Raw genomic sequence first — 25,449 nt, 5'->3', positions numbered from 1 at the left:
GCTTACGACGGCGGGGACGCGCCGGGCAACGGTGTCGGCACTGACCGACCTTCCGGTGCTGAAGGCGGCGGGACCGGAGCCGCGCCGTTGATCAGGATTTCGCCTTTGGCGCTGCCGGTGATGGCCGCGAACCCGCCGGTGGCGACTTCCGTGCCGACGGAGCAGTTGACGCGTCGGCTGCCGGCCAACCAGCTCTCGAGGGCGATGTTGTCCCAGAACAGGGTCAGTGTCTTGTCGCGCAACGCGTCGGCTGAACCCAGGTACTCGTTGGCAGCCTGCGTGCAGACTCCTTCGAGATAGGCGTCCTGATCCTCGACCGACGGCATGCCTGCGGGAAACTGGGTGCCGAGATCGATCACCGAGATGACCTCGTATGCGTGGGGGTTCGCGCAATCCACGGGGTCGGTCGGGAGATTCTGGTTGATGCCGATGCAGGTTCCGACGTCCCAGACATTCGACTGATCCTGATCGGCAACCCTGCCGATGAATGGCAGAAGTTCACCGGTTGTGGTCGAGAACTGCAGACCACAGCGCAGCGAACGGTCGCCGGACGTCCAGGACGATTCACTCGGGAACATCAGTCCGACGCTGAACTTGCCCTTCGGGTCGAACCGCGAGCCGAGGTACGAGTTCACGATCGGAGTGCAGTGCTCGTCGCGCAGTTCTGCGAACCGCAGCGCGCCCGGGTATCGCGATCCGGGGCCGAACTCCGCGCCCGGGAACACCGACAAGTCGAGCGGGCCGGCAACTTCGAAGCGGTGCTCGGTGTCGCACGAGACGATGGACATGTCGGTGCGATCACCACCGGATGCCGTCGCAGGCGTCCAGTTCAGGCAGTCGCCCGCGCCGGCCGACGTGAAGGCGTTTTCTTCGGCGGACTTGTTGGTGGCCTGAGAGCCGATTCCGCCGACAGTGGCAGCTGGCTTGTCGCCACTGTTCAGGCCGCCGGAAATCGCGATTGTCGCAATGGCGGCAACAACCGCGCCCACCGCAACAGCAGCCAGAACGCGTCTGGTGCGGTGCGCTGAGACGGTTTTCTTCCCCGACGCGCCCGTCGGGCCCGCCGGATCGGACGGCTTCTCGATCTTGTCTTCAGGCATCGATCCCATCATGCCTGTTTTCCATGCCGTACCGAACCTTCACGGCAAAACGTTTACGTCCGAAGCAGGTATTTTATGGACTATGACCGAAGAATCCGGGCTCGAACCCGAAGCCGTCGAACTTGCCGGGCGCCTCTTCGACATGGCGCGGACCGGCGACGCGGCTTCTCTGGCGTCGTACATCGACGCCGGGATTCCGGTGGATCTGACCAACAGCAGCGGCGACACGCTGGTGATGTTGGCCGCATATCACGGCCACGTTGATGCCGTCGTTGCTCTGATCGAGCGTGGCGCCGACGTCAATCGGGCCAACGACAAGAACCAGACACCCCTTGCCGGTGCCGTCTTCAAGGGTGAGGACGCCGTCGTAAAAGCACTGGTGAGCGGGGGAGTCGACCCGCGCGGCGGGCATCCGAGCGCTATCGACGCGGCCCGGATGTTCGGACGCGAGGACTATCTTTCCCTGCTCGAATCCTGAGCGTCGCCCGGAGCGGCCGCGGACGTGACCGTTGGCTACCTGGGGTGAGTGGGTAGAGTTCCTAGTCGTGATTGACCTCAAGTTCCTCCGCGAGAATCCCGAAATCGTCCGCGAGTCGCAGCGCACCCGTGGAGAAGATCCCGGACTGGTCGACGCTCTGCTCGAAGCCGACGCGTCCCGACGCGCCGCTGTGCTGACCGGAGACAACCTCCGCGCCGAGCAGAAGGCGTTCGGCAAGAAGGTCGGACAGGCATCTCCGGAGGAGCGTCCCGCACTGCTCGCGGGGTCCAAGGAACTTGCGGCCAAGGTCAAGGAAGCCGAAGCCGCGCAGCACGAGGCGCAGGCCGCGCTCGACGCCGCGCACCGCGCGATCTCCAACGTCGTGCAGGAGGGCGCTCCGGCCGGCGGCGAAGACGACTACATCGTCCTCGAGACTGTCGGCGACATTCCGTCGTTCGACTTCGAGCCGAAGGATCACCTCGAGCTCGGTGAATCGCTCAACCTCATCGACATGGAGCGCGGCGCGAAGGTCTCGGGTTCGCGTTTCTACTTCATGACCGGGTACGGCGCGATGCTCCAGCTCGGACTGCTGCAGCTCGCGGCGCAGAAGGCTATCTCCAACGGCTTCACGATGATGATTCCGCCGGTGCTCGTGCGCCCCGAGATCATGGCCGGTACCGGCTTCCTCGGCGCTCACTCCGATGAGATCTACCACCTCGAGGAAGACGACCTCTACCTCGTCGGCACCTCCGAGGTCCCGATGGCCGGTTACCACTCGGGTGAAATTCTCGAGCTGAACGAAGGCCCGAAGCGCTACGCCGGTTGGTCCTCGTGCTTCCGCCGTGAAGCGGGAAGCTACGGCAAGGACACCCGCGGCATCATCCGCGTCCACCAGTTCGACAAGGTCGAAATGTTCACATACTGCCGACCGGAGGACGCCGACGCCGAGCATCAGCGTCTCCTGCGTTGGGAGCGGGACATGTTGGACGCCATGGAGATTCCGTACCGCGTCATCGACGTTGCCGGCGGAGACCTTGGTTCCTCGGCTGCCCGTAAGTTCGACTGCGAGGCATGGGTTCCGACGCAGCAGGCGTACCGCGAACTGACCTCGACCTCCAACTGCACGACCTTCCAGGCGCGACGGTTGAGTGTTCGGTACCGCGACGAGAACGGCAAGCCGCAGACAGCTGCCACCCTCAACGGCACCCTGGCTACGACGCGCTGGATCGTGTCGATCCTCGAAAACCACCAGCAGGCCGACGGCACCGTTCGCGTGCCGGCAGCACTGGTTCCGTTTGTCGGCACGGATGTGTTGCGCTGACTTCTTCCTAGCTGAAAAGCCGAGGCCGCGACGATTTTGTCGCGGCCTCGGCTGCTTTTCCGCCCGACCAGGTGTGTTCGGCTTGGGGGTAGTTGTTTCGCGCAGAGCGGGGCTGCAGGTCTGATGATCTGCAGCTCCGCTCTTGTCTATTTCGGCCTGCTTAGCTCACCCAAGACGGTGGCCAGCAACATTTTGCTCCCTATTGGACGTCCGTCTTACCAAAACTGATACAGGTAGCAGTTTTCTAGCTACTCTGTGATTCAACTTTTGATCAACAGTTCCTAACCAAAATGTCGGCTCGCTGGGTGGGCTTCCCTTCTGCTGCGCAAAGCAGATTCGGATTCAGCTCAACTGCTGCTGTGGCACTGGCTGCGGCGGTTGTTCCGTCCAGTCAGCGCATCGCAAGAGAGGGCTCGAAGTACATGAAAGACAGGAAGTTACGCCGGTTGTTAGCCGGCGTCAGCACCGCAGCGATGGCGGTGGGCTTCGCGACGTCGTTCGGCGTCATGACAGCGTCCGCTGCGCCCGTGAGCACATCGACGACGTCCGGCAGTTGGACATTCAACCGAACGATCAGCAACGGTACGCCCGTCCCCGGCGAAACAATCACCGTCACGAACAACATCCGTTGGAACGGTGGTCTCGCTCCGACCATCAGTGCCTTCAAGGACATTCACCCGGACTGCCTCACCTACGTCGTGGATTCGTCAAAAGTCGCCGGAAATGGCGTCGGCACGAGTTCGACCTCCACATCTGTGAGCATGACAGGATCGTGGATCCGCAGCGCCGTCGATCGGAACATCGACTACACGGTCAAGTACACCGTCGGCCAGAACTGTGCCCGCGACGTCGCCTTGATAACGGGCGCCGGCATCAGCGCGAACCAGGGTACGGGCTCTGAAACCGCCAATACGGGTCCGTCTATCACCGTTGCAAAGGCTGCAACGCAGACCAGCCTCACCGTAGCGCCTGCACCGCAGGCTGATCGAGCCTCGACTCTGACGGCCACCGTCACAACAGGTGCCACCGGCAACGTCGACTTCTTGAACAACGGCAACCTCCTCGGTACCGGCACGATCGCCAACGGCACCGCTACCTACGCGTGGACCCCGTCCGGCGCGGACGCGGGCCAGCCGTACTCGATCACCGCGAAGTACCTCAGCGACGCCACCAACGCAGTATCGACCTCGGCCGCGCAGACCGGGACTGTGGCAGCTGCGCCGACCGCCCCTGCGGCGCCGACCGCAATCACCGTGAACCCGACATCTGTTGTTGTCGGCGGCACTGTGACGGTTTCCGGGACTGCTGAGGCCAATTCGGAGGTCACTGTCATAGCTGGTGAGAAGACGTGCAAGGTCACTGCTGGTGCTGCCGGTGCTTTCAGCTGTGACATCGTCACCAGCGAGGTCGGCACCCTGACCGTGACTGCCGTTGCGGCGAATGCTGTTGGCGTCGGTCCGATCTCAGCTCCGGTCACTGTGACCGTCTTGGCTCCGCCTGATATTGATACGACGTTGGGTTTGTCGGTTCCGTCTGTTGCGACGACGGGTGTTGCTGTTGATTTGACGGCGACCGTTGCTCCGGCTTCTGCGGTGGGTTCGGTGTCGTTCAAGGTTGGCGGTGCCGAGGTTGGAACTGCATCTGTGTCGAATGGTGTTGCGACTTTGTCGCACACGTTTGCTGCTGCGGGTGTGCAGTCGGTGACGGCAGAGTTCTCAGGCGTGGGTTTTGTGGCGTCGAGTGCGGGTCCGTTGTCGGTGACGGTGTCTGATCCGGTTCCGGTTGATGTGGAAACGTCTCTGGTGCTGGGTGTTCCGGCTTCAGTGACGACGGGTGTTGCTGTTGATTTGACGGCGACGGTTGCTCCGGCTTCTGCGGTGGGTTCAGTGTCGTTCAAGGTTGGCGGTGTCGAGGTGGGTACCGCTTCGGTGTCGAATGGTGTTGCGACTCTTTCGCACACGTTTGCTTCTGCTGGTGTGCAGTCGGTGACGGCGGATTTCTCGGGTGCCGGTTTTGTGGCGTCGAGTGCGGGTCCGTCGACGGTGACGGTCTCTGATCCGGTTCCGGCTGATGTGGAAACGTCTTTGGTGCTGAATGTTCCGGCTGCGGCGACGACGGGTGATGCTGTTGATTGGACCGCGACCGTTACTCCGACAAACGCCGCGGGTTCGGTGTCGTTCAAGGTCGGCGGTGTCGAGGTTGGTGCTGCTGTTGTGTCGAATGGTGTTGCGACTCTGTCGCACACGTTTGGTGCTGCTGGTGTGCAGTCGGTGACCGCGGATTTCTCAGGCGCCGGTTTTGTGGCGTCGAGTGCGGGTCCGTCGACGGTGACGGTCTCTGATCCGGTTCCGGTTGATGTTGATACGACGCTGGGTTTGACGGTTCCGGCTTCGGCGACGACGGGTGTTGCTGTTGATTTGACGGCGACGGTTGCTCCGGCTTCTGCTGTGGGTTCGGTGTCGTTCAAGGTTGGCGGTGTCGAGGTTGGTACTGCTGTGGTGTCGAATGGTGTTGCGACTCTGTCGCACACGTTTGCTGCGGCGGGTGTGCAGTCGGTGACGGCTGATTTCTCAGGCGCCGGTTTTGTGGCGTCGAGTGCGGGTCCGTCGACGGTGACGGTGTCTGATGCAGTGGTTGTCGACACGACTTCGACAACGGTGCTCAGTGTTGCGGGTGAAGCGAAGGTCGGTGTGGAACTGGATCTTTCCGCTGCGGTTTCCGGTCAGCCTTCAGGTGATCCGGCTCCGTCGGGCGGCACGGTCACCTTCAAGGTTGACGGTGTCAGCGTTGGTTCGGTTCCTGTAGTTAACGGTGCAGCGACGTTGGCGCACACGTTCAACGCCGTCGGCACGGTTACGGTGACTGCGGTGTACAGCGGTTCCGGTACGTTGGCCGGCTCGACGTCGAATGCGGAGACGGTCAATGTGACCGTTGAAGCGCCGACTGATGTGGATACGACGACAACGTTGAATGTTCCGGCATCAGGTGTTGTGGGTAAGAGTGTTCAGTTGAAGGCCAATGTGTCTCCGCTGGGCAGCGTTGGCACAGTGCAGTTCTTCGAGGGCAATGTGCCGTTGGGCGCAGCGGTGGACGTGGTCAACGGTGTTGCTGTTCTTGATCACACCTTCGCCACTGCGGGTAATCATTCGATCACTGCGGTGTTCAGTGGTGGTCCCGGGATGAAGGAGTCGGAATCTACCGGGTCGACGATCAACGTCACTGAGGCGGGTACGGAACCCGGTGGATCGGGTTCGCTGGGTAACATCTTCGGCTCGTAGGGCAGAAGTGGAACTTTCCTCATCCGTAACATGAAGTGGGGCTGCAGGTCTGACGACCTGCAGCCCCACTTTCGGCTAGGTCGAGGCTAGAGCTTGCGGGTGCGCAACTCGTGTCCCTTGGACGTCTTGCAGGCGCCTGTTTCGAGATCCCACTGCCAGCCGTGCAGGTTGCACGTGAGCTTGTTGCCTTCCACCACACCGAATTTGGTGAGGTCGGCCTTCAAATGCGGGCAACGACGCTGAATCTCGTAACCGCCCAGCTCGATTGACGCGGTGTCGTCGTGGGCTTCGGAGAACCAGCCGTCGGCGTAGGCGATGCGCTCGTCGGTGAGGCACTTGAAGAACGTGTACAGGAACTCGTTGTATCCGCCCACTCGCCACGCCTGGAAGCGGGTGGAGAGGAAGATGGTGTTGACCCAGTCGGGTTCGTCGTCGCGCAGGACGGTGCGAACCAACTCGGGTGCGATGCGGAATCCGTAGCGGTACTTGCCTTCACCGTCGATGGGCTCGCGGACGAGGCGCTTCGGGAAGTCGAGGACTACCGTCTCGTCGCCCATGACAAGTCCGACCGGGTAGCCGATGCCGTCGCAGATGACGTCCGACTGCGCCATGATGGGCTCGAACTTCGCCTTGATCGCTTCGAGGAGCGGTTCACCCTCGGCCGGTGCCCACGATGCCTTTTCGGCAGCGAGAACGGGAGCCATCTTCTGGGCCATGTTCTCGATGTACTCGGCCTTGTTCGAGAAGATCTTGTCGACCTCTGCATCCGGAATCGGATGGGACAGAACAGCTTCACTGCCATGAATATCCACGACCGAGCCGGGGATCATCAGCAGGCCGCCGTTGTTGCCGTGGATGCGCATCTGCTCGAGGAACACGATCTGATCGGGGAAGATGTTTCCCTCGTCGTCGTGATCGTCGTTGAGGTCACGCAGAGCGTCGTCGAGGAATACCGGCGGGCCGGCCGACGGGACGACCCAGGTGGCGTCGACCTGCTCGATGTAGCTACGGCAGCGATCCATGCCGCGCTGACGCTTCTGCTTGCCGAAGTTGCGCTTGGTGCCCTTGGGGATGTCGTAGACCATCGGGTACCAGATTGCACCCGAGTACTGCAGAAGGTGGATGTCGATCTTGCCGAACTGCTCGCCCAGGACGTCCATGTCGACCGGACGCGCGTCGTTCATGTTGAAGCACGTGGTCTCGCCATCGGAAATCACGATGCCGGAGTCGCCGATCGGGCCGTCAGCCGGGGCGCGCAAGGCAATGATCATGATCTCCAGGTCACCCTTGGGGCCCGAGACGGTGTGCTTGACGGAGTCCTCGGTTTCGAAGAACTTGTGGAAACCGAGCTTCTCGAGCTCACGCTTGAGGTCCGGGACCGGGTAGTCCGGCAGCAGGACCGTGGCGTCCTTGTTGACGTGCTTGCTCAGGTTCTCGGGATCGAAATGATCCTTGTGAAGGTGCGAGACGTACAGGTAATCGCAATTACCGATGGCGTCCCAATCCAACTCCGAGTTATCCGGGAACGGGAACCACGACGCAAAATACGCGGGGTTGACCCACGGATCGCACAGGATCGAGCCTGCGGTCGTCTGAATGTGGAATCCGGCGTGACCGACGCTGGTGACCTGCACTGGTATGCCTCCTGAAAATGTGCTGAGCGACGGTACCAGGGTAGGCCCTCCGCGCAGCGGGTTTGATCAGGCAACCCCTGGGCATCGCGGATAACCCGACGTCACCACCGGAAACACGCGCCCACGCGGTGGGTCAGATCACGGGTTCACCGCTAGGCTGGGAACCTGTGGACCCCGTATACAGAACAGTCATCGGCATCGCCCGTACCGTCTTCGCGTTCGAAGGCCTGAAGTTCTCGGTTCAGGGCGATCGGAATATCCCCGCAACCGGTGGTGCGGTGATCGCGATCAACCACACCGGATACATGGACTTCACCTACGCGGGTCTGCCGGCGCGCACCCCGAAGCGGTACATCCGGTTCATGGCCAAGAAGGAAGTTTTCGACAACAAGATTTCCGGGCCCATCATGCGCGCCCTCAAGCACATCCCCGTCGACCGTGGCGCGGGTGCTGATTCCTACAAGGCGGCCGTCGATTTCCTCAAGCGCGGCGAACTGGTCGGCGTATATCCGGAAGCCACGATCAGTCGGAGCTTCGAGATCAAGGAATTCAAGTCCGGTGCTGCCCGCATGGCAATCGAGGCCGGTGTTCCCATCATCCCCGTCGCGATCTGGGGTGCACAGCGAGTGTGGACCAAGGGCTACCCGAAGCGGTTGGGCCGCACCAATACTCCGATCTCCATTGCCGTCGGCGAGCCCATCCAGCCTTTCGAACCGGCCAGTGAGCTGACGGCCAAACTGCGCACGACGATGCAGGAACTGCTGCTCGAAGCTCAGAAGGGTTACCAGCATCCCGCAGGCGAGTACTGGGTACCCGCACGATTGGGTGGTAGCGCGCCCACCCTCGAACAGGCAGACAAAATGGATGCCGAAGAGGTCGAGGCCAAGGCAAAAGCACGCGAGGCCCGCAAGTCGGAAGGCTGAGCCCGTGACCGCCGAACCCGTGTACACGGCAGTCGAGACCACCGCGCGTGTTCTCTGCCGTCTACAGGGTTTGGCGGTCACCAGAACCGGCACCGAGAACGTTCCGCGTACCGGCGGAGCTGTTATTGCGATCAACCACACGAGCTACCTGGACTTCATCCATGCGGCCCTTGCCGTGCGCGAGTCGAAGCGGAAGCTTCGGGTGATGGCCAAAACGGAATTGGCGAACAACAAGGTTCTCGCGTTCCTCATGCGCGGGTGCGGCGTCATCGAAGTGGATCGCTCGGCGGGTGCCGCGGCCTTCCAGGTCGGCGTCGACGGGTTGCGTCGTGGCGAATTGGTTGGGGTGTATCCGGAAGCGACAATCAGCCGGAGCTTCGAGATCAAGGAATTCAAGTCCGGTGCAGCGCGGATGGCGATCGAAGCGAATGTGCCGATCATTCCCGTGATCGTCTGGGGCGCGCAGCGGTTGGTAACAAAAGGCGGACCGAAGAATTTGGGCCGCAACCACTTTCCGATCTCCGTGGAAGTTGGGGCGCCCATTGATCCGGTAGAACCGGCGGACGCACTTACCGAAATCCTGCGGATCGAGATGGATGCCATCTTGCATCACGTTCAGGATGGGTTTGCTCATGAGCCTGGTGGGTACTGGGTCCCGCGCCGGCTCGGTGGAGGAGCGCCCACTCCGGAGGAAGCTGCGGCAATGGATATGGCGGATCGCGCGAAGCGGGCACTCTGAACCAACCACCATTGCTTGGTCGCGTGGGCCTGTCTTCGGTGGTGGTGGGGACAGTGAGGGCATTGTCTGTTCGACGACCCAATTTTTCTTACTGCGGTTTTCGATGATCTTCGCAACTCTTGGGCAGTGGGCGAGCCATCGGTGTGGACGATTTACCCTCGTATTCTGGAAGGGCCGAAAGTCGAGGTGAGCGGGGATATTGGCTTTGTAGGTGCGCAAACGCATCTACTTCTTCCTCGGCTCGGTCGACGCTAGATACCTCGAAACTGTTGTAACGGATGATTTTTCGCTGTAAACAATAGGCACTGGCGGTCACCTCGGTGATGAAGATACGGGTATCGCTCACATCTGATGATCTTGGCATTGTGAAATGCATGGTGGTCCTCGCCCTCTGCCCGATCGAATGGACGATCGAGCAGAGGGGCTTGCCGTGGTGGATTAGTGGAGTGTGCGCTGCAGATAACTGGTTCTCTACAGATCGTTCCGGCGCAGATTGGTTGTCTGATCCAGGTGTTCGCCTCTGATTAGGCGAGATCCCATTCGTCCCGCAGTGCTCCTAATAGGGTCTTCTGCCGGTCTTGCATGGTTGTGGGGGTCCATTCCGGTTCACTGAGTACTTGGCTCGTCAGTGCGAATGTCGCCACTCCGCGCTTACCAGTGAAATACTTCGATTTCTTCTTCTCGAAGTCGAAGTTCTGCGCTTCGGAGTTCTTGGCCTGGTTCAGCAGAACAAGGTTCGCGAGGCGGTGTGTCCACTCCTGGCGTTCCTTGTTGGTGAAATCGTTCAGCCACTGCGATCCAGGACTGGGGTTCTGGGGGAGTACGTGTTCGACGGTAATGAGGCGATGCTCGTATCGCACGCCTGGGCTTTTCGCCAATGCCTCGTCCAGTCTCAGGAGGATGTAGCGGCGTCCTTTGGTGTAGAGGTAGATGTCGCCTTCCAACCCCTGGAGAGTTTCCTCGATCTCTCTTGAAGTGAGATCAAAGGAAGGCGCATTCAGTCCGGCACCGGCATCGAGTTCACGCAGTATTTCCGCGTATCGCCGGACACGGGGTGTGTTGTACACATGACGGACCAGCATGCTGGCGGCGAGTCGTTCGAGCTGTTTGAGGAAGGCATCAAGCCATGCGGGTTCGTCGCTGTGGTGGCGCAGAGCCCAGAGCGCGACGGGTCGCCAGTCGTTGTTCTCGATCTTGTCGAGCCGTCGGAACCATGCATTGATCAGGTCGGCGCCGTGGGCGGCGGTGTACGAGTGATCTCGCATCTGTGCGTAGGCGTTGGCGTAGGGGACGACGATGTCGTCGACGAATTCTGTAGCGCGATCCGGGAGATACGCATTGAGAACTTGTTCGGGAAATTCCTTGAGTAGTTCCCGTTTTCCACGTTCCTTGGAGAAGATCATCCGGATATGGAGAAACAGATCACCGAAATCGTCGTGGCCGAGAGTGGCCTCGGCATCTTCCCATTTGTCTGCGTAGACCTTGGACAAGACTTCCGGTATTGCTCCGACGACTTGTGATTTGAAGATGTCGGCCGGGGAGAGGTCGAGTCCTCTCGCATTCATGACGGAGAAGATTCGGTGTGCACTGTTGAGATCAGGTGTGGTCACGATGACGAGGAATGTCTTTTGCCCGAGCAATTGTACGAGGCCGAGACGGGCATTCTCGTCGCGCGAGTGAAGCAATTCCCATAGTGCTTTCGCGTTGGCATGGATTGATCGTTGCGCGTCGGTTGCCAGTGTTTCCGGTTTACGTGCAAAGAGTGCCTGGAGTTGACCGGGATTCTGGACGTGCTGGGTGAAGAATTCTGTGTCCCGGTCGCGGAGGGTCAGTCGTGGCTTTGATGCCAGTCCCTGGACTTTGCTGCCCGGTTCTTGGAGCATCACTTCGAGTTCACGGGCAAGGCCTGAATCGGTAGTGAGGTCGCGCAGTACCGCTAGCAGAATCGTCAGGGTGGTGAGACGTTGTTGGCCGTCGATGACATCGGCAGAGGTTTCGTCGCTCGACTTCACGAGGACTACCGAGCCTAAGAAATACGGTTCGTCGGGTCCTCGGTCGAGGGCTTCTGTCAGGTCTTCGAGTAGTTGACAGGCTTGCTCTGTCCCCCAGGAATATGGACGTTGGTACTCCGGGATCCGGAAATCGTAGTCACTGCAGAACACTTTGCGGAGGGGTACCTCATGCGCTTCCAACTGTTTCACTTTCGTATCATCTCGTATGAGTAATGCATCGTTACCGCCGCCGAGTGGCATGCGGAGTAAATCCGCAACGGAATCTTCTCCGACACATCAAGCGGGTCGCTCTCGTTAATTGATCTACCTGCCATGTCACTGTTGTGAACGAGATTTTGCCAGCTGGTTGGGAAAGTGTCGGACGTGCTCGGTACGGTATTGAACGGCTAAGCGCTAAGAACTCGGATGAGATTGCCACTGGTCCTCACCTCTCTCCAACTCTTGTAGTGAATAGCGGCATGAGCTACGGCGATATCAGGGTTCGAACCTCGAGAGGAACGCGGTTGTGAAGATTGTTTTTCTGCACGGAATTGGTGACGGCGACCCGAAATCGGGTTGGCTCGACGGCCTCGATCGCGGTCTCGCGCAGGCCGGTTTCGGTGCGGTCAACCGGGACACGGTCATCGCGCCTCACTACAGTTCGTTCCTCACCACAAGCGGTATCAGCGCGAAATTGCCGCCGGTGACATATAAACCACGTGACGACTCGGCTAGTCGGCGTGGATTCGAGCGGCGTCAGGCGAAAGTCCAGCGGAAGTTGGGTCTCGAGGGCGGAGTGCGCACCTTCGGGTTCCACCGCGTCCCGGGGCAGGTACTCGCTTCGCTGCAGCAGGTTGCAATCGGATCGCTACCGTTCTTCGATCTGCAGCAAGTACGCAAATATGTACGGGAGGAACCGGTTCGGGGAGCGATCCTTCGACGTCGAGAAGAGGCACGTTGAAACGTGTGGCCGCATCCACGAGAGCCTGCGGTACTTCCTCGTATCCGAGGCCGGTTCCGAAACCGATTCCGGCAATTCCGACGCCCACCAGGGTCCGCACGAATCGGGTTGTTCCCGCGGCCGTCATGGGTAGCGACACCCCGGTGATGAGGAGTAATTCGCCGCCGTCGAGGAAGGGCGTCGGGTCGGGGAGTTCGGAGACATGTGCCCAGGTCAGGGTGCGGTCGAGCTGGTCTTGCCCGGCCAGTACTCGCAGGCCGAACTGTTCGGTCGCGCAGAGCTGGCGCAGGGTGATGGGCATGGGTTCAGTCTGGCACCTTGTTCGCGCCACTATGTAGTGCCTGCGGTCACGTTTGTACAAAGTGGAGCCTGTCGCGAGGGGGTTCGAGGTCCGACACTGGCGCTAGCCAAAAAGCGCCACCAGAATCCCACCGGAGAATCCCACAAGGAGTTTCGATGTCCAGTACGGACCAACCCGCGCTTCAGCACACGCTGAAGAAGCGGCACCTGTCGATGATCGCGATCGCAGGCGTCATTGGGGCCGGACTGTTTGTCGGCTCCGGCGTGGCGATCCAGGAAACGGGCCCAGGCGTCCTGATTTCCTACGCACTTGCCGGCGTCGTCGTCATCCTCGTGATGCGCATGCTCGGTGAGATGTCGGCAGCGTCCCCGGAAACCGGGTCGTTCTCCTCGTACGCAGACAAGGCCATCGGCCGCTGGGCCGGCTTCTCCATCGGCTGGCTGTACGCGTGGTTCTGGATCATCGTCCTCGGAATCGAGGCCACCGCAGGCGCTCTCATCATGAACCGATGGGTACCAGGTGTTCCGCAATGGACCTGGGCACTGATTCTGATGATCGTGCTGACCTTGACCAACATCATCTCGGTCAAGTCGTTCGGTGAGTTCGAGTTCTGGTTCGCGTCCATCAAAGTTGTTGCCATCATCGCGTTCCTCGGCATGGGTGTCGTCGCGATCTGCGGGTGGATGCCCGGCGTCGAAGCACCAGGCATGACCAACCTGACCGGCCACGGCGGGTTCCTGCCCAACGGCACGGGAGCCATGCTTGCCGCAGTCCTTGTGGTGGTGTTCTCGTTCTTCGGAGCTGAAATCGCCACCATTGCCGCTGGTGAATCGGCTAATCCGCTCGAAGCTGTTCGTGCAGCCGTCAAATCCGTCGTGTGGCGAATCCTCATCTTCTACATCGGCTCGATCGCCGTTGTCGTCACCCTGCTGCCGTGGGACAGCGCATCTGTCGCACTCAGCCCCTACGTCGCAGTCATGGACTCGTACGGCATCCCGGCCGCGGGCAACATCATGGACGTCGTTGTTCTCACCTCCGTCCTGTCCTGCCTGAACTCCGGCCTGTACACCGCAAGCCGCATGATCTTCTCCCTCGCCGGACGCGGCGACGCCCCGAAGTCGCTCTCCCGCATCGAGAAGACCGGCGTCCCGATGCGCGCCGTGCTGGTCTCGACCATCGTCGGATTCCTGACGGTTGGCATGAACTACCTGTCCCCGGACAAGGTGTTCCTGTTCCTCGTGAACTCCTCCGGTGCGATCGCGCTCTTCGTGTGGCTCGTTATCTCCGTGTCCCAGTTGCGAACTCGTCGGAAGCTCGAAGCGTCGGGCCAGGAACTGGAACTGAAGATGTGGCTCTTCCCGTACCTCACCTACGCCACCATTGCCGCGATCATCGCGCTCTGCATCGGCATGGTCGTCCTCGACTCGACCCGTAGCCAGATGTTCGTGTCCCTTGGTCTTGCGGCGATCCTCGTGGGCATCGGGCTCTACCGCTACCGCAACGACGACAAGACGGACGACAACAAGACCGGGCCGCCCCGGCAGAGGTAACCCCAACGGTGGAAACGACAACAGCGGCAGTCACTACAAAGGCCTGACGCCTACGTCCCCATCTGCGCGATACTTAGATGTCCTAGTATCGGCCACGGACCGAGAATTTCGAGCGCCGTGCGCACAGCAGATGGGGACAATCATGACCACACCCGAACCGATCGTCATCGTCGACGGGGCTCGCACCCCGGTCGGTAGCTTCGGTGGCGTCTTCAAGGACGTCCCCGCACACGAGCTCGGCGCCACGGCTGCCAAGGCCGCGCTGACCCGCGCCGGCGTTGCACCCGAGGACATCGACGAGGTTGTCATGGGCTGCATCGGCCAGGTCGGCCCAGACGCCTACAACGCGCGCCGCGTCGGCATCGCAGCCGGACTGCCCGAGAACGTTCCCGCCTACACCGTCAACCGCCTGTGTGGCAGCGGTCTGCAGGCAATCTGGTCGGCAGCAATGCAGATGCGCTGGGGCGCTGCCGCCATCACGCTCGCCGGCGGCGACGAGAGCATGTCCCGTATGCCGTTCTACGATTTCTCCGCCCGCGCCGGCTTCAAGTTGGGCGATCACGGTCTCGTCGACGGCACCGTCGCGATGCTCACCGACCCCTTCAGCAACGCCCACATGGGCCGCACCGCCGAAGCCGTCGCCCGTAAGTACGGCGTCAGCCGCGAGCAGCAGGACGAGTTTGCCGTCGAATCGCAGCGACGCGCAGCCACCGACGCCGCAAAGGCCGCTTTCGCCGAGGAGATCACCGCCGTCGAAACCGGTGGCCGTCGCTCCGTCACCATCACCGAGGACGAGCACCCCAAGCCCGGCACCACGATGGAAACCCTCGCGAAGCTCCGCCCCGCATTCGAAGAGGGCGGCTCCGTCACCGCCGGTAACGCGTCGGGCATCAACGACGGCGCCGCAGCCCTCGTTCTCGCGACCGGCACCGAGGCAGCCAAGCGCGGCCTGACCGGTCTGGTCACCCTCGAAGCCGTCACGACGGCAGCCATGGAGCCAGGCCTGATGGGCTACGCTCCCGTGCTCGCCCTCGAAAAGCTCTTTGCACAAACAGGTTTGAAGCCGTCCGACATCGGCACCGCCGAGGTCAACGAGGCGTTTGCCTCGCAGGCCATCGCTGTCATCCGTGACGCCGGCCTCGACCCGGAGAAGACCAACCCGTACGGCGGCGCCATCGCCCTCGGACACCCCGTCGGCGCAACCGGCGCGATCCTTACCCTGCGCGCTGCCCGCGACATGGTCCGCCGCGATCTCGAATTCGGCATCGTCACCATGTGCATCGGCGGCGGCCAGGCCCTCGCAGCCCTGCTCAAGCGAGTCTGATCATGGGAACCAAGCGCAAGCCGTCGTGGTACGACGACGAGATCACCGCAGTCGCCGAACTGGCCCGCGGTTTCTTCGATCGTGAGCTGATCGCCAAGCGTGAGCAGTGGGACGCTCAGCATCGCGTCGACCGTTCCGTGTGGCTCGAAGCCGGCAAGCTCGGCCTGCTGTGCTGCTCAATTCCCGAGGAGTACGGCGGGGGCGGCGGAACCTTTGCGCACGACCTCGCGGTCTTCGAGGCGCAGGGGTATTGCGGCGACTACGCGCTTGGTAACTCCGTGCACAGTGGCATCGTCGCGCACTACGTGCTCGAGTACGGCAACGAAGAGCAGAAGCAGGCGTGGCTGCCGGGCATGGCGACGGGCGAAATCCTCGGCGCCATCGGAATGACCGAGCCGGGAACAGGTTCCGACCTCAAGGCCATCACGACGTCGGCTATCCGCGACGGTGACCACTACGTGGTGAACGGGTCGAAGACCTTCATCACCAACGGTGGCAGCGCCGACATGATCGTGCTGGCCGTCAAGACGGACCCCAAGGCCGGCGCCAAGGGCGTCTCGCTCTTGATCGTCGATCTGCGTGACTGCGAAGGCTTTGCGGTGGGCCGCGTGCTCGACAAGGTCGGCCAGCACGGAGCCGACACGTCGGAGCTGTCCTTCACCGACGTCCGCGTTCCCGTCTCGAATCTCCTGGGCGAGTCCGAAGGCCTCGGCTTCGGTCAGCTGATGGCGCAGCTGGTGCAAGAGCGTCTCATCATCGGCGCTCAGGCCATCGGCACCATCGAGCGGGCCGTCGAGGAGACCGTCGCGTACACCAAGGCGCGTCAAGCGTTCGGGCACAGCCTCTTCGAGTTCCAGAACACAGCATTCGAACTTGCTGAATGTCAGACCATCGCCCGCACCTGCCGCGTATTCCTCGACAATTGCATCGAGGATCACCTCAACGGTGAGCTCGACGGTGCGGACGCAGCGATGGTCAAGTACTGGCTCACCGAGCAGCAGTGTGCCGTCGTCGACCGTTGTGTTCAGCTCTACGGCGGCTACGGCTACATGCGCGAATACCCGATCGCGCGCATGTACGAAGACTCCCGCGTGCAGAAGATCTACGCCGGCGCCAACGAAGTGATGAAGGGAATCATCGCAAAGAGTCTGTAGACGCCAGCTCTCGAGGACGTCCTGGCCATCTCACTCCAGGGCGTCTTCGATAGCGGTGGCGGCAGAACGGACGCGAGAACACATGCTGGCGCGACTGATGTAGGTGTCGTCTTCCCTGATGACCACGATGCTGTTGTCCATCATGTCCAGGACGATCACGCAGCCGGGTTCGAACTCCTCCTCGGATTGGGTGAGAACAAATGCCTGATGTGTGCCGATGGTGATTTCTTTGCTGTCGGCTGAGACTTCCTGCGCAAGACGCGCTGCAAAGGGGGCCGCAACAACGTCGTAGCTCGCGATTCGCAACTCGAAATCCGGGCCACGCCACGCGCAGTCGTCCAGCAGCGTGGTAGCCGATTCCATCGACCGCTCAGCGGTGGACTTGTCGACGTTCAACTCCGTCGCGACGTCGTCGGGAATGTTGCACAAACCGTCGTCGGCTGCTGGTTCGGGCGACGACGTGGTGGCGGTTGGGGACTGTTCGAGCGTGGCCGTTGCCGCCTGCGCCCTCGCAGTCCCTTCGACGCTGCGACCACATCCGGTCACCACCGAGATCAGAACGGTCGCCAGCATCAGCGCTCCGGCTATGCGTGTCATGTTGGGCCCCACCTCCCGCTGCCCACCCGGGCAGCCCACGTGCTTGGACGCATCGGACCGGGGTATCGGTTCCACAGCGGGTGTGATCACGACTGCTAATACGCCCCCGGTAGATCAGGTCCGATACCCTGGTTCATCGTGACCGCTGCAAATTCAGAGACCGCCCTTGCTCAGTACGACCTCATCGTCGTCGGTTCGGGATTCTTCGGGCTGACCATCGCCGAGCGCGCCGCCACCCAGTTGGGTAAGCGAGTGCTGGTTCTGGATCGCCGTCACCACCTGGGTGGCAATGCCTACTCCGAGCCCGAGCCGGAGACAGGCATCGAGATCCACAAGTACGGAGCGCATCTGTTCCACACTTCCAACAAGAAGGTCTGGGACTACGTCACCCAGTTCACGGAATTCACGAACTACCAGCACCGCGTCTTTGCGCTGCACAAGGGCCAGGCCTACCAGTTCCCCATGGGATTGGGCCTCGTCTCGCAGTTCTTCGGGCGGTACTTCACGCCCGAAGAGGCACGCGCGCTCATCGCGGAACAGTCCAGCGAGATCGATGCGAAGGACGCCTCCAACCTCGAGGAGAAGGCGATCTCGCTGATCGGCCGCCCTCTGTACGAAGCCTTTGTGCGTGACTACACCGCCAAGCAATGGCAGACCGATCCCACGGAGCTGCCCGCGGCCAACATCAGCCGCCTGCCGGTCCGCTACAACTTCGACAACCGCTACTTCAACGACACGTACGAGGGCCTGCCCGTCGGCGGCTACACCGCGTGGCTCGAGAACATGGTCACGGACCCCAAGATCGAGGTCCGTCTGAACACCGATTACTTCGACGTCCGGGACGAGCTGCGCAGCGCCAACCCCGACGCACCCGTCATCTACACCGGCCCGCTCGACCGCTACTTCGACTACTCCGAAGGTGAGCTGGGCTGGCGCACCCTCGACTTCGAGACCGAAGTTCTGCCAGTCGGCGACTTCCAGGGCACCCCGGTCATGAACTACAACGACGCGGACGTCCCGTTCACCCGCATCCACGAGTTCCGCCACTTCCACCCGGAACGCGAGTACCCGGCCGACAAGACCGTCATCATGCGCGAGTTCTCACGCTTCGCCGAGTCGACCGACGAGCCGTACTACCCGATCAACACGCCGGAGGATCGCGCCAAGCTCGCCGCGTACCGCTCACGCGCCAAGGCGGAAACCGCTGACAACAAGGTGCTGTTCGGTGGCCGCCTGGGTACCTACCAGTACCTCGACATGCACATGGCTATCGCCAGTGCGCTGACGATGTTCGAGAACACCTTGCGGCCGCATCTGGAATCGGGTGCGGAATTGGCAGGGGAGAGCGAATGAACGCACGTCATCTGCTCGAGGGTGAGAACGCCGACGCGGGGGACGAGGTGAGTTACCTCGGTAAGTCGCTGCTCCAGCGGATCATCCTGCCGCGCGCCGGTGAACCGCTCGACGTGCGCACGCTCTACTTGGAAGAGTCCTGGTCCAACAGCCGGCGGGCGCACTCGACTTCGCGCACGTCGGTAGCGCTCGGCGCCGAGACCGAGGTCTCGTTTGCCACGTACTTCAACGCTTTCCCCGCCAGCTACTGGCGACGCTGGTCCATCCTGAAATCGGTGGTCCTGCGTCTGGAACTGTCCGGCCACGGCCGCGTCGACATCTACCGTTCCAAGGCGGATTCCTCGCGAATTCACGTGGAAGGCAAAGAATTTGCCGACGGTGATGCAGCTCTGGAATTCGACGTCGAGCTTGCTCCGTTCGAAGACGGTGGCTGGATCTGGTTCGACATCACTACCGATTCGGCCGTGGTTGTCGAGAGTGGCGGCTGGTACGCCCCCGTCGAGGCTCCCGGCGAAGCGACTGTCGCCGTGGGTATTCCGACGTTCAACCGCCCGACGGACGCCGTGAAGGCACTTGCCGCGCTGGCATCCGATCCGCTGGTGTCCGACGTGATCAAGGCAGTCATCATGCCGGATCAGGGCACCCGCAAGGTGCGCGACGAGCCAGGATTCGCCGAAGCTGCTGCAGCGCTTGGTGATCGGCTCACCATTCACGATCAGGGCAACCTCGGCGGCTCCGGCGGATACAGCCGAATCATGTACGAGGCACTCAAGAACACGTCGTGCCAGCACATCCTGTTCATGGACGACGACATCGAGATCGAACCCGACTCGATCCTGCGCGCCCTGTCCTTCTCGCGGTTCGCGAAATCGCCGATGCTGGTGGGCGGCCAGATGCTCAACCTGCAGGAACGCAGCCACCTCCACGTGATGGGTGAAGTGGTCAACCGCGGCATCTTCATGTGGACCGCAGCGCCGAACGTCGAATACGACCACGACTTCTCGAAGAAGCCGCTGCGCGAATCGAAGCTTCTGCACCGCCGCATCGACGTCGACTTCAACGGCTGGTGGATGTGCATGATCCCGCGCCAGGTCGCCGAAGAAATCAAGCAGCCCCTCCCGCTCTTCATCAAGTGGGACGACTGCGAATACGGTTTGCGCGCAAAAAAAGCCGGCTACCCGACCGTCACACTTCCGGGTGCCGCGATCTGGCACATGGCGTGGAGCGACAAGGACGACGCCATCGACTGGCAGGCGTACTTCCACCTCCGCAACCGTCTCGTGGTTGCCGCACTGCACATGCCGGGCAACGGACGCGGCCTCGTGGTCAACACGGTGAAGGCAACGCTCAAGCACCTGCTGTGCCTCGAGTACTCCACCGTCGCAATCCAGAACAAGGCCATCGCCGACTTCCTCGCCGGCCCCGAGCACGTCGCGAACATGCTGCCGACCGCACTCGGTGAGGTACACGCCCAGCGCAAGGAATTCTCCGACGCCGTCGTACTGCCGTCGTCGACGGAACTGCCACTGCCGTCAGGTGCCGACGTCGGAGACGTGAGCTTGCCGCTCACCACCGTCGCGAAGGTGACCCGAGTCCTTCGGGCCGCCGTTCACAACGTGAAGCCGGCCAAGGCCGAACACCTCGAGCGACCCCAGCTCAACGTGCCGACCATCGACGCCCGCTGGTTCCTGCTCTCGCAGGTGGACGGCGTCACCGTCACCACCGCCGACGGCCGCGGAGTCGTCTACCGCAAGCGCAACCCCAAGCAGGCACTCGAACTGCTCAAGGAAGCCACCCGGTTGCGCCGCGAACTCGCTGCCAGGTTCCCCGAACTGAAGAAGCAGTACCAGGATGCCGTTCCTTCACTGACCAGCACGGAAAGGTGGGAACGTGTCTTCGGTATCTCCTGAGGCTGTATCTCCTGAGGCTGTATCTCCCGAGGTCAGGATCCTCGCCGGAATCCAGTCGACCGTCGGGCAGGTGCCTGGAGCCGTCGCCGTTGCTCGCGGAATGTCGCACTTCGGTGAGCACTCACTCGGCTGGATCGCGATCGCTGCCGTCGGCGCTGCCGTCGACAAGCCGCGTCGCCGCGAATGGGCGGGCGCTGCCGTCGGTGCCTTCGGGGCACACGCCGCGTCGGTCGTGATCAAGCGTGTCGTGCGGCGCAAACGCCCGTCCGACCCGTCGTTGCAGGTCAACGTCTCGACGCCGAGCAAGCTGAGCTTCCCGTCCTCGCACGCCACGTCGACGACGGCGGCGGCATTCCTGATCGGTCGACTCACCGGGCTACCCTTACCGGCGTTGCTGGTGCCCCCGATGATGCTTTCGCGCCTGGTTCTGGGAGTTCATTACCCGACCGACGTGCTTGCCGGTGCGGCACTGGGCGCCGCATCCGCGGCGCTGGTGCATAAGGCCGAACAGAAATATGGAGAGAAATGAGCGAGGAAGCGGCCACGGTCAGCGGACCCCCTAAGTCCCTGCCCGCCGGCATCGTCAAGGCGCTCCGCCCACGCCAGTGGGTCAAGAACGTTCTCGTGCTCGCCGCGCCCATCGCGGCCGGCACAGCCACCGAAGCCGACGTGCTCTTGCCCGTCGCGCTGGCATTTGTCGTGTTCTGCATGGCGGCGTCCGGCATCTACCTCGTCAACGACGCGATGGACGTCGAGGCAGACCGAGCGCATCCCACCAAGCGCTTCCGCCCCATCGCGGCCGGAGTTCTGCCCGTCAACATCGCGTACGGCATGGCCGTGGTGCTGCTGTCCGGTTCGATCGCTCTCTCGTTCATCGCCAACTGGCAACTTGCCGTGGTGATGTCCGTGTACATCGTCATCCAGCTTGCCTACTGCTTCGGTTTGAAGCACCAGGCCGTCATCGACATCTGCATCGTGTCGTCCGGATTCCTGTTGCGCGCCATAGCCGGTGGCGTGGCAGCCGAGATCGAACTGTCGCAGTGGTTCCTGCTGATGATGGCATTCGGTTCGCTCTTCATGGCTGCCGGAAAGCGGTACGCCGAACTGAAGCTGGCCGAACGTACCGGCGCCAAGATCCGCAAGTCGCTCGAGAGCTACACGATGACCTACCTGCGGTTCGTATGGACGATGGCCGCGACGGCACTCGTGCTCTGCTACGGACTGTGGGCCTTCCAGCAGGACGACATCAAGGGTACCAACTGGTACGCCATTTCGATGGTCCCCTTCACCGTCGCAGTGCTGCGGTACGCCGTGGACGTCGACGGCGGCGAAGCCGGTGAGCCCGAGGAAATCGCGCTCGGTGACCGGGTTCTGCAATTCCTCGCAGTGGCGTGGATCGGAGTAGTGGGTGTCGCTGTCTACATCGTCTGAGCCGGCCACTGAAGCCGACCAGGTCGCCGACACCGCGGCACCGAGCACCACCCCTAACCGAGCAGTTTTCCTCGGCGGGGTGGTGCTTGCTGCCGTCCTCACGTTCTGGGGAGCGTGGGAGCGTCGATGGATCGCCGACGACGGACTGATCGTCCTGCGCACGGTGCGAAATCTGCTGGCCGGCAACGGCCCCGTCTTCAATGCCGGTGAACGCGTCGAGGCGAATACGAGCACCGCGTGGACGTACATCGTCTACGCCTTCGGCTGGCTGACGCAGATCCGGCTCGAATATGTCGTCCTGGCAATCGCTTTGGTGCTCTCGACCGCAGCTGTGGTCTTGGCGATGCTCGGAACGGCCCGCCTGTACCGCGATCTGCGACCAGGCGTCGGCGGGACGGTTTTCCTCGTTCCGGCCGGCGTTCTCGTCTACATTGCTGTTCCGCCCGCCCGAGATTTTGCGACGTCCGGCCTCGAGACGTGTCTGGTGATCTTCTGGATCGCGCTGCTGTGGTTGCTGATGGTTCGGTGGGCACAGGCGTCAGTACCGTCGACGGCGTCGATTCTGATTCTCTCTTTTGTTGCCGGGCTCGGGCCCCTCGTGCGCCCGGAGATGGCGATCCCTGGTGCTCTTGCACTGATGATGATCGTCGTGTCCGCAGGCTTGACGTGGAAGGTCCGCGCGATGATCGTGGTTGTCGCCGGACTCGTTCCGGTGGCGTACCAGATCTGGCGCATGGGTTATTACGGGCTTCCGTACCCCAATACCGCGGTCTCGAAGGATGCAGGCGGTGCAAAGTGGTCGCAAGGATTTGCCTATCTGTGGAATCTCGTCGGACCGTACTTGCTGTGGTTGCCTCTGCTGTTCCTGCTGGTCGGTGCGCTGCTACTTCTTGCGATCGGCAGGAACGAGCGCACGTCCGCGCCCCAGACCGTTTCAGGGTCGCGCTGGGTGCGGTTGCAGGCGTGGTTGCGCACCCCACGCGCTGTTGTCACGTTCATTCTCGGCAGCGGCCTGATTCTGGGTGTGTACTCGGTTCGAGTCGGTGGCGACTTCATGCACGGCCGCGTCCTGCTTCCGGTGTTGTTCTGCCTTCTGATCCCGGTGGCGGTCATTCCGCTTCGGGTCCCGGCGCGCACGGCATTCGGCCGCAACCGGGACACCGCGATCTTCGGTGTCTCCGCAGTGCTGTGGGTGGGGACCATCGTGTGGGCAGCCGTCGCCGCAAATACGACCGGCATGCCGGAAGGCTCGATCGTCGGACGCTCGGGCATCGTCGACGAGCGTGCGTTCTACGCTCTCAACACCGGTCACGAGCATCCGATCCGAGCCGAGGACTACCTCGACTACCCCTGGATGCGAGCAATGGTCGAGACCATCGCGGACACCCCGGACGGTGGACTACTCATTCCGTCTCCCAGTTACAACGCGTGGTTCGTCGTTCCGCCGCCAGGGCCGATAGACGAATCGGGCGAGCATGTCGTTTTCTTCCTGAACCTCGGTATGACGAGCATGAACGTCGGACTCGACGTTCGTGTGCTCGATCAGATGGGACTGGCGTACCCGCTCGCCGCGCACACGGAGAGGCTGGAAGACGGCCGTATCGGTCACGACAAGAACCTGTATCCGGATTGGGTGGTTGCGGACACCGGGATGGTCGACGTCCACCCGTGGCTGCCCTTCTTCCTCGACGAGGAATGGGTAGCTGACGCGAAGCTGGCGCTGACCTGTCCGGAAACGCAGGAGTTGCTGACCTCCTACCGCAGTGAGTTGACGTGGGCGCGATTCAAGCAGAACTTCCGTCAGGCATTCGACTTGGCAAAATATCGATTCGATCGAGTGCCGGCGTACGAACTACAGCGATGTGGTCTTGTGCCACTTGAAACCCAAAAGTGATGCAGATCACTATGCCGTAGGAGAAAACATGTTGCGATCCCGTAACGCTCCCGTGATCGGCGCCGATGTATCCGAAGACGATTCACCTACCCGAAATGCTCCCGTGAGCACCAGGGGAGAAGCGCCCGGTGGTTGAGATCCATTTGTCACAACCAAACCTGTGACATAGGGTCCACCGAGCGCAGTGTGACTTGGAACGAGGTCCGCTGCCAGTCTGGTTTGTCCAGACTGGCGCACATACCTGTTCCCCGACGGAATCCGTCGGTACTTCCCCTAGTCGGGGGTAGCTACCGCAGACGAAGAGAGAGAGCAGTATCCATGCGATTTGCCCCGACGAGGCTGACACAGCGCCTCAAGCACCGAGCACTTGCCATCGGTGCGGCAGCACTCGTGCTTCCCCTTGCCGCAGGCGTCGCCGGTAGCGCAGTTGCTACCGCTGCTCCCGCGCACGCTGCGCCGGTCCAGACCGCGCCGTGGGGCGGATTCGAAGAGCTGTGGGTGCCCTCCACGATGGGCAACATCAAGGTTCAGGTCCAGTGGGCCGCTCGCGGCGGAAACGCTGCCCTCTACTTGCTCGACGGCCTCCGCGCTCGTGACGATGCCAATGCGTGGTCCTTCGAGACCAACGCTCTCGAGCAGTACCGCAACGACAACATCACTCTCGTGATGCCGGTCGGCGGACAGTCCAGCTTCTACACGGACTGGTACGCACCCTCGAACTTCAACGGTCAGCAGATGACCTACAAGTGGGAAACCTTCCTCACGGAAGAGCTGCCCAACTTCCTCGCGAACTACGGCGTCTCGCCTAACAACAACGCTGTCCTCGGCCTGTCGATGGGTGGCAGTGCCGCACTGACTCTCGCCGCGTACCACCGCGACCAGTTCAAGTTCGCCGGCTCGCTGTCGGGTTACCTGAACATCTCGGCTCCCGGTATGCGTGAAGCAATCCGCGTCGCGATGCTCGATGCCGGCCGCTTCAACGTCGACTCCATGTGGGGACCCCCGTGGAGCCCGGCATGGCTGCGCAACGACCCGTTCGTCTTCGCGCCTCGCCTCAAGGGCCTGTCGATGTACATCTCCGCAGCAAGCGGTCTGACCGGTAAGTACGACAACCCCAAGGGCTTGGTCGGCTACTACAACACGGCAAACGCCATGGGCCTCGAAGCACTTGCGCTGGCCAACACCCGTGCATTCCAGATCCGGATGAACACGCTCGGCATTCCGGCCACCTACAGCTTCCCGTCCAACGGCACCCACTCGTGGGCGTACTGGTCCGAGGAACTGTTCAAGGCCCGCGGCCAGATCCTCGACACCATGAACGCCTGGTGACCATGCTTCACCGCTTTACCGTGCATCACTGCATGACGCTGCACCGCAAGACCTAGACAGACAAGTGCCGTTCCGGACTTCCGAGAGGAAGACCGGAACGGCACTTCTGTTTTGGAGATGCCGTAAACAGGAACTTCGGTAACAATTGCACCACCAGTAACAGCGCGGCAACCCCTAGTCG

General features: G+C 61.9%; 19 protein-coding genes. 14 read left to right on the top strand and 5 right to left on the bottom strand.

Translation table 11 applies throughout. The features are described from left to right. Window positions 1-2: 2 nt before the first annotated feature. On the bottom strand, window positions 3-1,100 hold the full coding sequence (locus RG2_RS24595) for a septum formation family protein (protein ID WP_230590200.1): 1,098 nt from the start codon (window positions 1,098-1,100) through the stop codon (window positions 3-5). Between the two features lie 82 nt (window positions 1,101-1,182). Here RG2_RS24595 and RG2_RS24590 point away from each other — a divergent pair, with 82 nt between their 5' ends. The 3 genes from RG2_RS24590 to RG2_RS24580 all read left to right on the top strand — a co-directional run bounded on the left by RG2_RS24590 (window position 1,183) and on the right by RG2_RS24580 (window position 6,177). Continuing rightward, entirely contained in the window at window positions 1,183-1,578 is a 396-nt protein-coding gene (locus RG2_RS24590) for an ankyrin repeat domain-containing protein (protein ID WP_033235172.1), read from the top strand. A gap of 67 nt (window positions 1,579-1,645) precedes the next feature. Then, complete coding sequence (gene serS, locus RG2_RS24585) at window positions 1,646-2,899, top strand: serine--tRNA ligase (RefSeq protein WP_033235171.1); 1,254 nt, start codon at window positions 1,646-1,648, stop codon at window positions 2,897-2,899. Window positions 2,900-3,189: 290 nt separating this feature from the next. Continuing rightward, window positions 3,190-6,177 carry a beta strand repeat-containing protein gene (locus RG2_RS24580; protein WP_051730588.1) on the top strand — a complete coding sequence of 996 codons (2,988 nt, stop codon included), beginning with the start codon at window positions 3,190-3,192 and terminating at the stop codon, window positions 6,175-6,177. A gap of 86 nt (window positions 6,178-6,263) precedes the next feature. Here RG2_RS24580 and RG2_RS24575 read toward each other — a convergent pair whose 3' ends face one another. Beyond that, window positions 6,264-7,811 carry an MBL fold metallo-hydrolase gene (locus tag RG2_RS24575; protein ID WP_033235170.1) on the bottom strand — a complete coding sequence of 516 codons (1,548 nt, stop codon included), beginning with the start codon at window positions 7,809-7,811 and terminating at the stop codon, window positions 6,264-6,266. A 167-nt stretch (window positions 7,812-7,978) separates the two neighbouring features. Between RG2_RS24575 and RG2_RS24570 the strand changes: the two genes are divergently transcribed. Next, a complete protein-coding gene (locus RG2_RS24570) occupies window positions 7,979-8,734 on the top strand; it encodes a lysophospholipid acyltransferase family protein (protein WP_033235242.1) in 756 nt (251 codons plus the stop codon). 4 nt (window positions 8,735-8,738) lie between these two features. Continuing rightward, complete coding sequence (locus RG2_RS24565) at window positions 8,739-9,473, top strand: lysophospholipid acyltransferase family protein (protein ID WP_033235169.1); 735 nt, start codon at window positions 8,739-8,741, stop codon at window positions 9,471-9,473. Between the two features lie 524 nt (window positions 9,474-9,997). Here RG2_RS24565 and RG2_RS24560 read toward each other — a convergent pair. Further along, window positions 9,998-11,674, bottom strand: coding sequence for a DUF262 domain-containing protein (locus RG2_RS24560; protein ID WP_033235241.1), 1,677 nt, complete (start codon window positions 11,672-11,674; stop codon window positions 9,998-10,000). Window positions 11,675-12,195: 521 nt separating this feature from the next. Then, window positions 12,196-12,726: a PucR family transcriptional regulator ligand-binding domain-containing protein gene (locus tag RG2_RS32450; protein WP_033235168.1), complete on the bottom strand. Its 531-nt coding sequence runs from the start codon at window positions 12,724-12,726 to the stop codon at window positions 12,196-12,198. A gap of 155 nt (window positions 12,727-12,881) precedes the next feature. On the opposite strand from RG2_RS32450, the gene RG2_RS24550 reads away from it, so the two are divergent. From RG2_RS24550 to RG2_RS24540, 3 genes are all read left to right on the top strand, one after another. Beyond that, window positions 12,882-14,276: an amino acid permease gene (locus RG2_RS24550; protein WP_033235167.1), complete on the top strand. Its 1,395-nt coding sequence runs from the start codon at window positions 12,882-12,884 to the stop codon at window positions 14,274-14,276. A 142-nt stretch (window positions 14,277-14,418) separates the two neighbouring features. After that, a complete protein-coding gene (locus RG2_RS24545) occupies window positions 14,419-15,600 on the top strand; it encodes a thiolase family protein (protein WP_033235240.1) in 1,182 nt (393 codons plus the stop codon). 2 nt (window positions 15,601-15,602) lie between these two features. After that, window positions 15,603-16,754 carry an acyl-CoA dehydrogenase family protein gene (locus RG2_RS24540; RefSeq protein WP_033235166.1) on the top strand — a complete coding sequence of 384 codons (1,152 nt, stop codon included), beginning with the start codon at window positions 15,603-15,605 and terminating at the stop codon, window positions 16,752-16,754. Between the two features lie 30 nt (window positions 16,755-16,784). Here the strand turns inward: RG2_RS24540 and RG2_RS24535 are convergent, their stop codons facing one another. Then, complete coding sequence (locus tag RG2_RS24535; RefSeq protein WP_033235165.1) at window positions 16,785-17,351, bottom strand: DUF3558 family protein; 567 nt, start codon at window positions 17,349-17,351, stop codon at window positions 16,785-16,787. A 138-nt stretch (window positions 17,352-17,489) separates the two neighbouring features. Between RG2_RS24535 and glf the strand changes: the two genes are divergently transcribed. From glf to RG2_RS24505, 6 genes are all read left to right on the top strand, one after another. Continuing rightward, window positions 17,490-18,704 (top strand): UDP-galactopyranose mutase, encoded by a 1,215-nt coding sequence (gene glf, locus RG2_RS24530; RefSeq protein WP_033235164.1) that lies wholly within the window; start codon window positions 17,490-17,492, stop codon window positions 18,702-18,704. Continuing rightward, entirely contained in the window at window positions 18,701-20,614 is a 1,914-nt protein-coding gene (locus RG2_RS24525; RefSeq protein ID WP_033235163.1) for a glycosyltransferase, read from the top strand. The genes glf and RG2_RS24525 overlap by 4 nt, the downstream gene beginning before the upstream one ends. Before the next feature lie 37 nt (window positions 20,615-20,651). Next, window positions 20,652-21,143, top strand: coding sequence for a phosphatase PAP2 family protein (locus tag RG2_RS24520; RefSeq protein WP_033235239.1), 492 nt, complete (start codon window positions 20,652-20,654; stop codon window positions 21,141-21,143). After that, the gene (locus tag RG2_RS24515) at window positions 21,140-22,045 is read left to right on the top strand and encodes a decaprenyl-phosphate phosphoribosyltransferase (protein ID WP_033235162.1); all 906 of its coding nucleotides are present in this window, start codon (window positions 21,140-21,142) and stop codon (window positions 22,043-22,045) included. The genes RG2_RS24520 and RG2_RS24515 overlap by 4 nt, the downstream gene beginning before the upstream one ends. Beyond that, entirely contained in the window at window positions 22,023-23,939 is a 1,917-nt protein-coding gene (locus tag RG2_RS24510; protein ID WP_033235161.1) for an arabinofuranosyltransferase AftB family protein, read from the top strand. The genes RG2_RS24515 and RG2_RS24510 overlap by 23 nt, the downstream gene beginning before the upstream one ends. A gap of 318 nt (window positions 23,940-24,257) precedes the next feature. Continuing rightward, window positions 24,258-25,268 carry an alpha/beta hydrolase gene (locus tag RG2_RS24505; protein ID WP_045066340.1) on the top strand — a complete coding sequence of 337 codons (1,011 nt, stop codon included), beginning with the start codon at window positions 24,258-24,260 and terminating at the stop codon, window positions 25,266-25,268. The last annotated feature ends 181 nt before the right edge of the window (window positions 25,269-25,449 follow it).

It is taken from the genome of Rhodococcus globerulus NBRC 14531, from assembly GCF_001894805.1.
Classification (GTDB): Bacteria; Actinomycetota; Actinomycetes; order Mycobacteriales; family Mycobacteriaceae; genus Rhodococcus_F; species Rhodococcus_F globerula.
The sequence above is the reverse complement of the archived record's forward strand: the minus strand, read 5'-3'. Positions and strand labels throughout refer to the sequence as shown.

Coding starts and splice junctions, on each gene's coding strand:
- RG2_RS24595 (WP_230590200.1), bottom strand. CDS start 1,100: ATGCCTGAAGACAAGATCGAGAAGCCGTCCGATCCGGCGGGCCCGACG.
- RG2_RS24590 (WP_033235172.1), top strand. CDS start 1,183: ATGACCGAAGAATCCGGGCTCGAACCCGAAGCCGTCGAACTTGCCGGG.
- RG2_RS24580 (WP_051730588.1), top strand. CDS start 3,190: ATGTCGGCTCGCTGGGTGGGCTTCCCTTCTGCTGCGCAAAGCAGATTC.
- RG2_RS32450 (WP_033235168.1), bottom strand. CDS start 12,726: ATGCCCATCACCCTGCGCCAGCTCTGCGCGACCGAACAGTTCGGCCTG.
- RG2_RS24550 (WP_033235167.1), top strand. CDS start 12,882: ATGTCCAGTACGGACCAACCCGCGCTTCAGCACACGCTGAAGAAGCGG.
- RG2_RS24545 (WP_033235240.1), top strand. CDS start 14,419: ATGACCACACCCGAACCGATCGTCATCGTCGACGGGGCTCGCACCCCG.
- RG2_RS24540 (WP_033235166.1), top strand. CDS start 15,603: ATGGGAACCAAGCGCAAGCCGTCGTGGTACGACGACGAGATCACCGCA.
- RG2_RS24535 (WP_033235165.1), bottom strand. CDS start 17,351: ATGACACGCATAGCCGGAGCGCTGATGCTGGCGACCGTTCTGATCTCG.
- RG2_RS24525 (WP_033235163.1), top strand. CDS start 18,701: ATGAACGCACGTCATCTGCTCGAGGGTGAGAACGCCGACGCGGGGGAC.
- RG2_RS24515 (WP_033235162.1), top strand. CDS start 21,140: ATGAGCGAGGAAGCGGCCACGGTCAGCGGACCCCCTAAGTCCCTGCCC.
- RG2_RS24505 (WP_045066340.1), top strand. CDS start 24,258: ATGCGATTTGCCCCGACGAGGCTGACACAGCGCCTCAAGCACCGAGCA.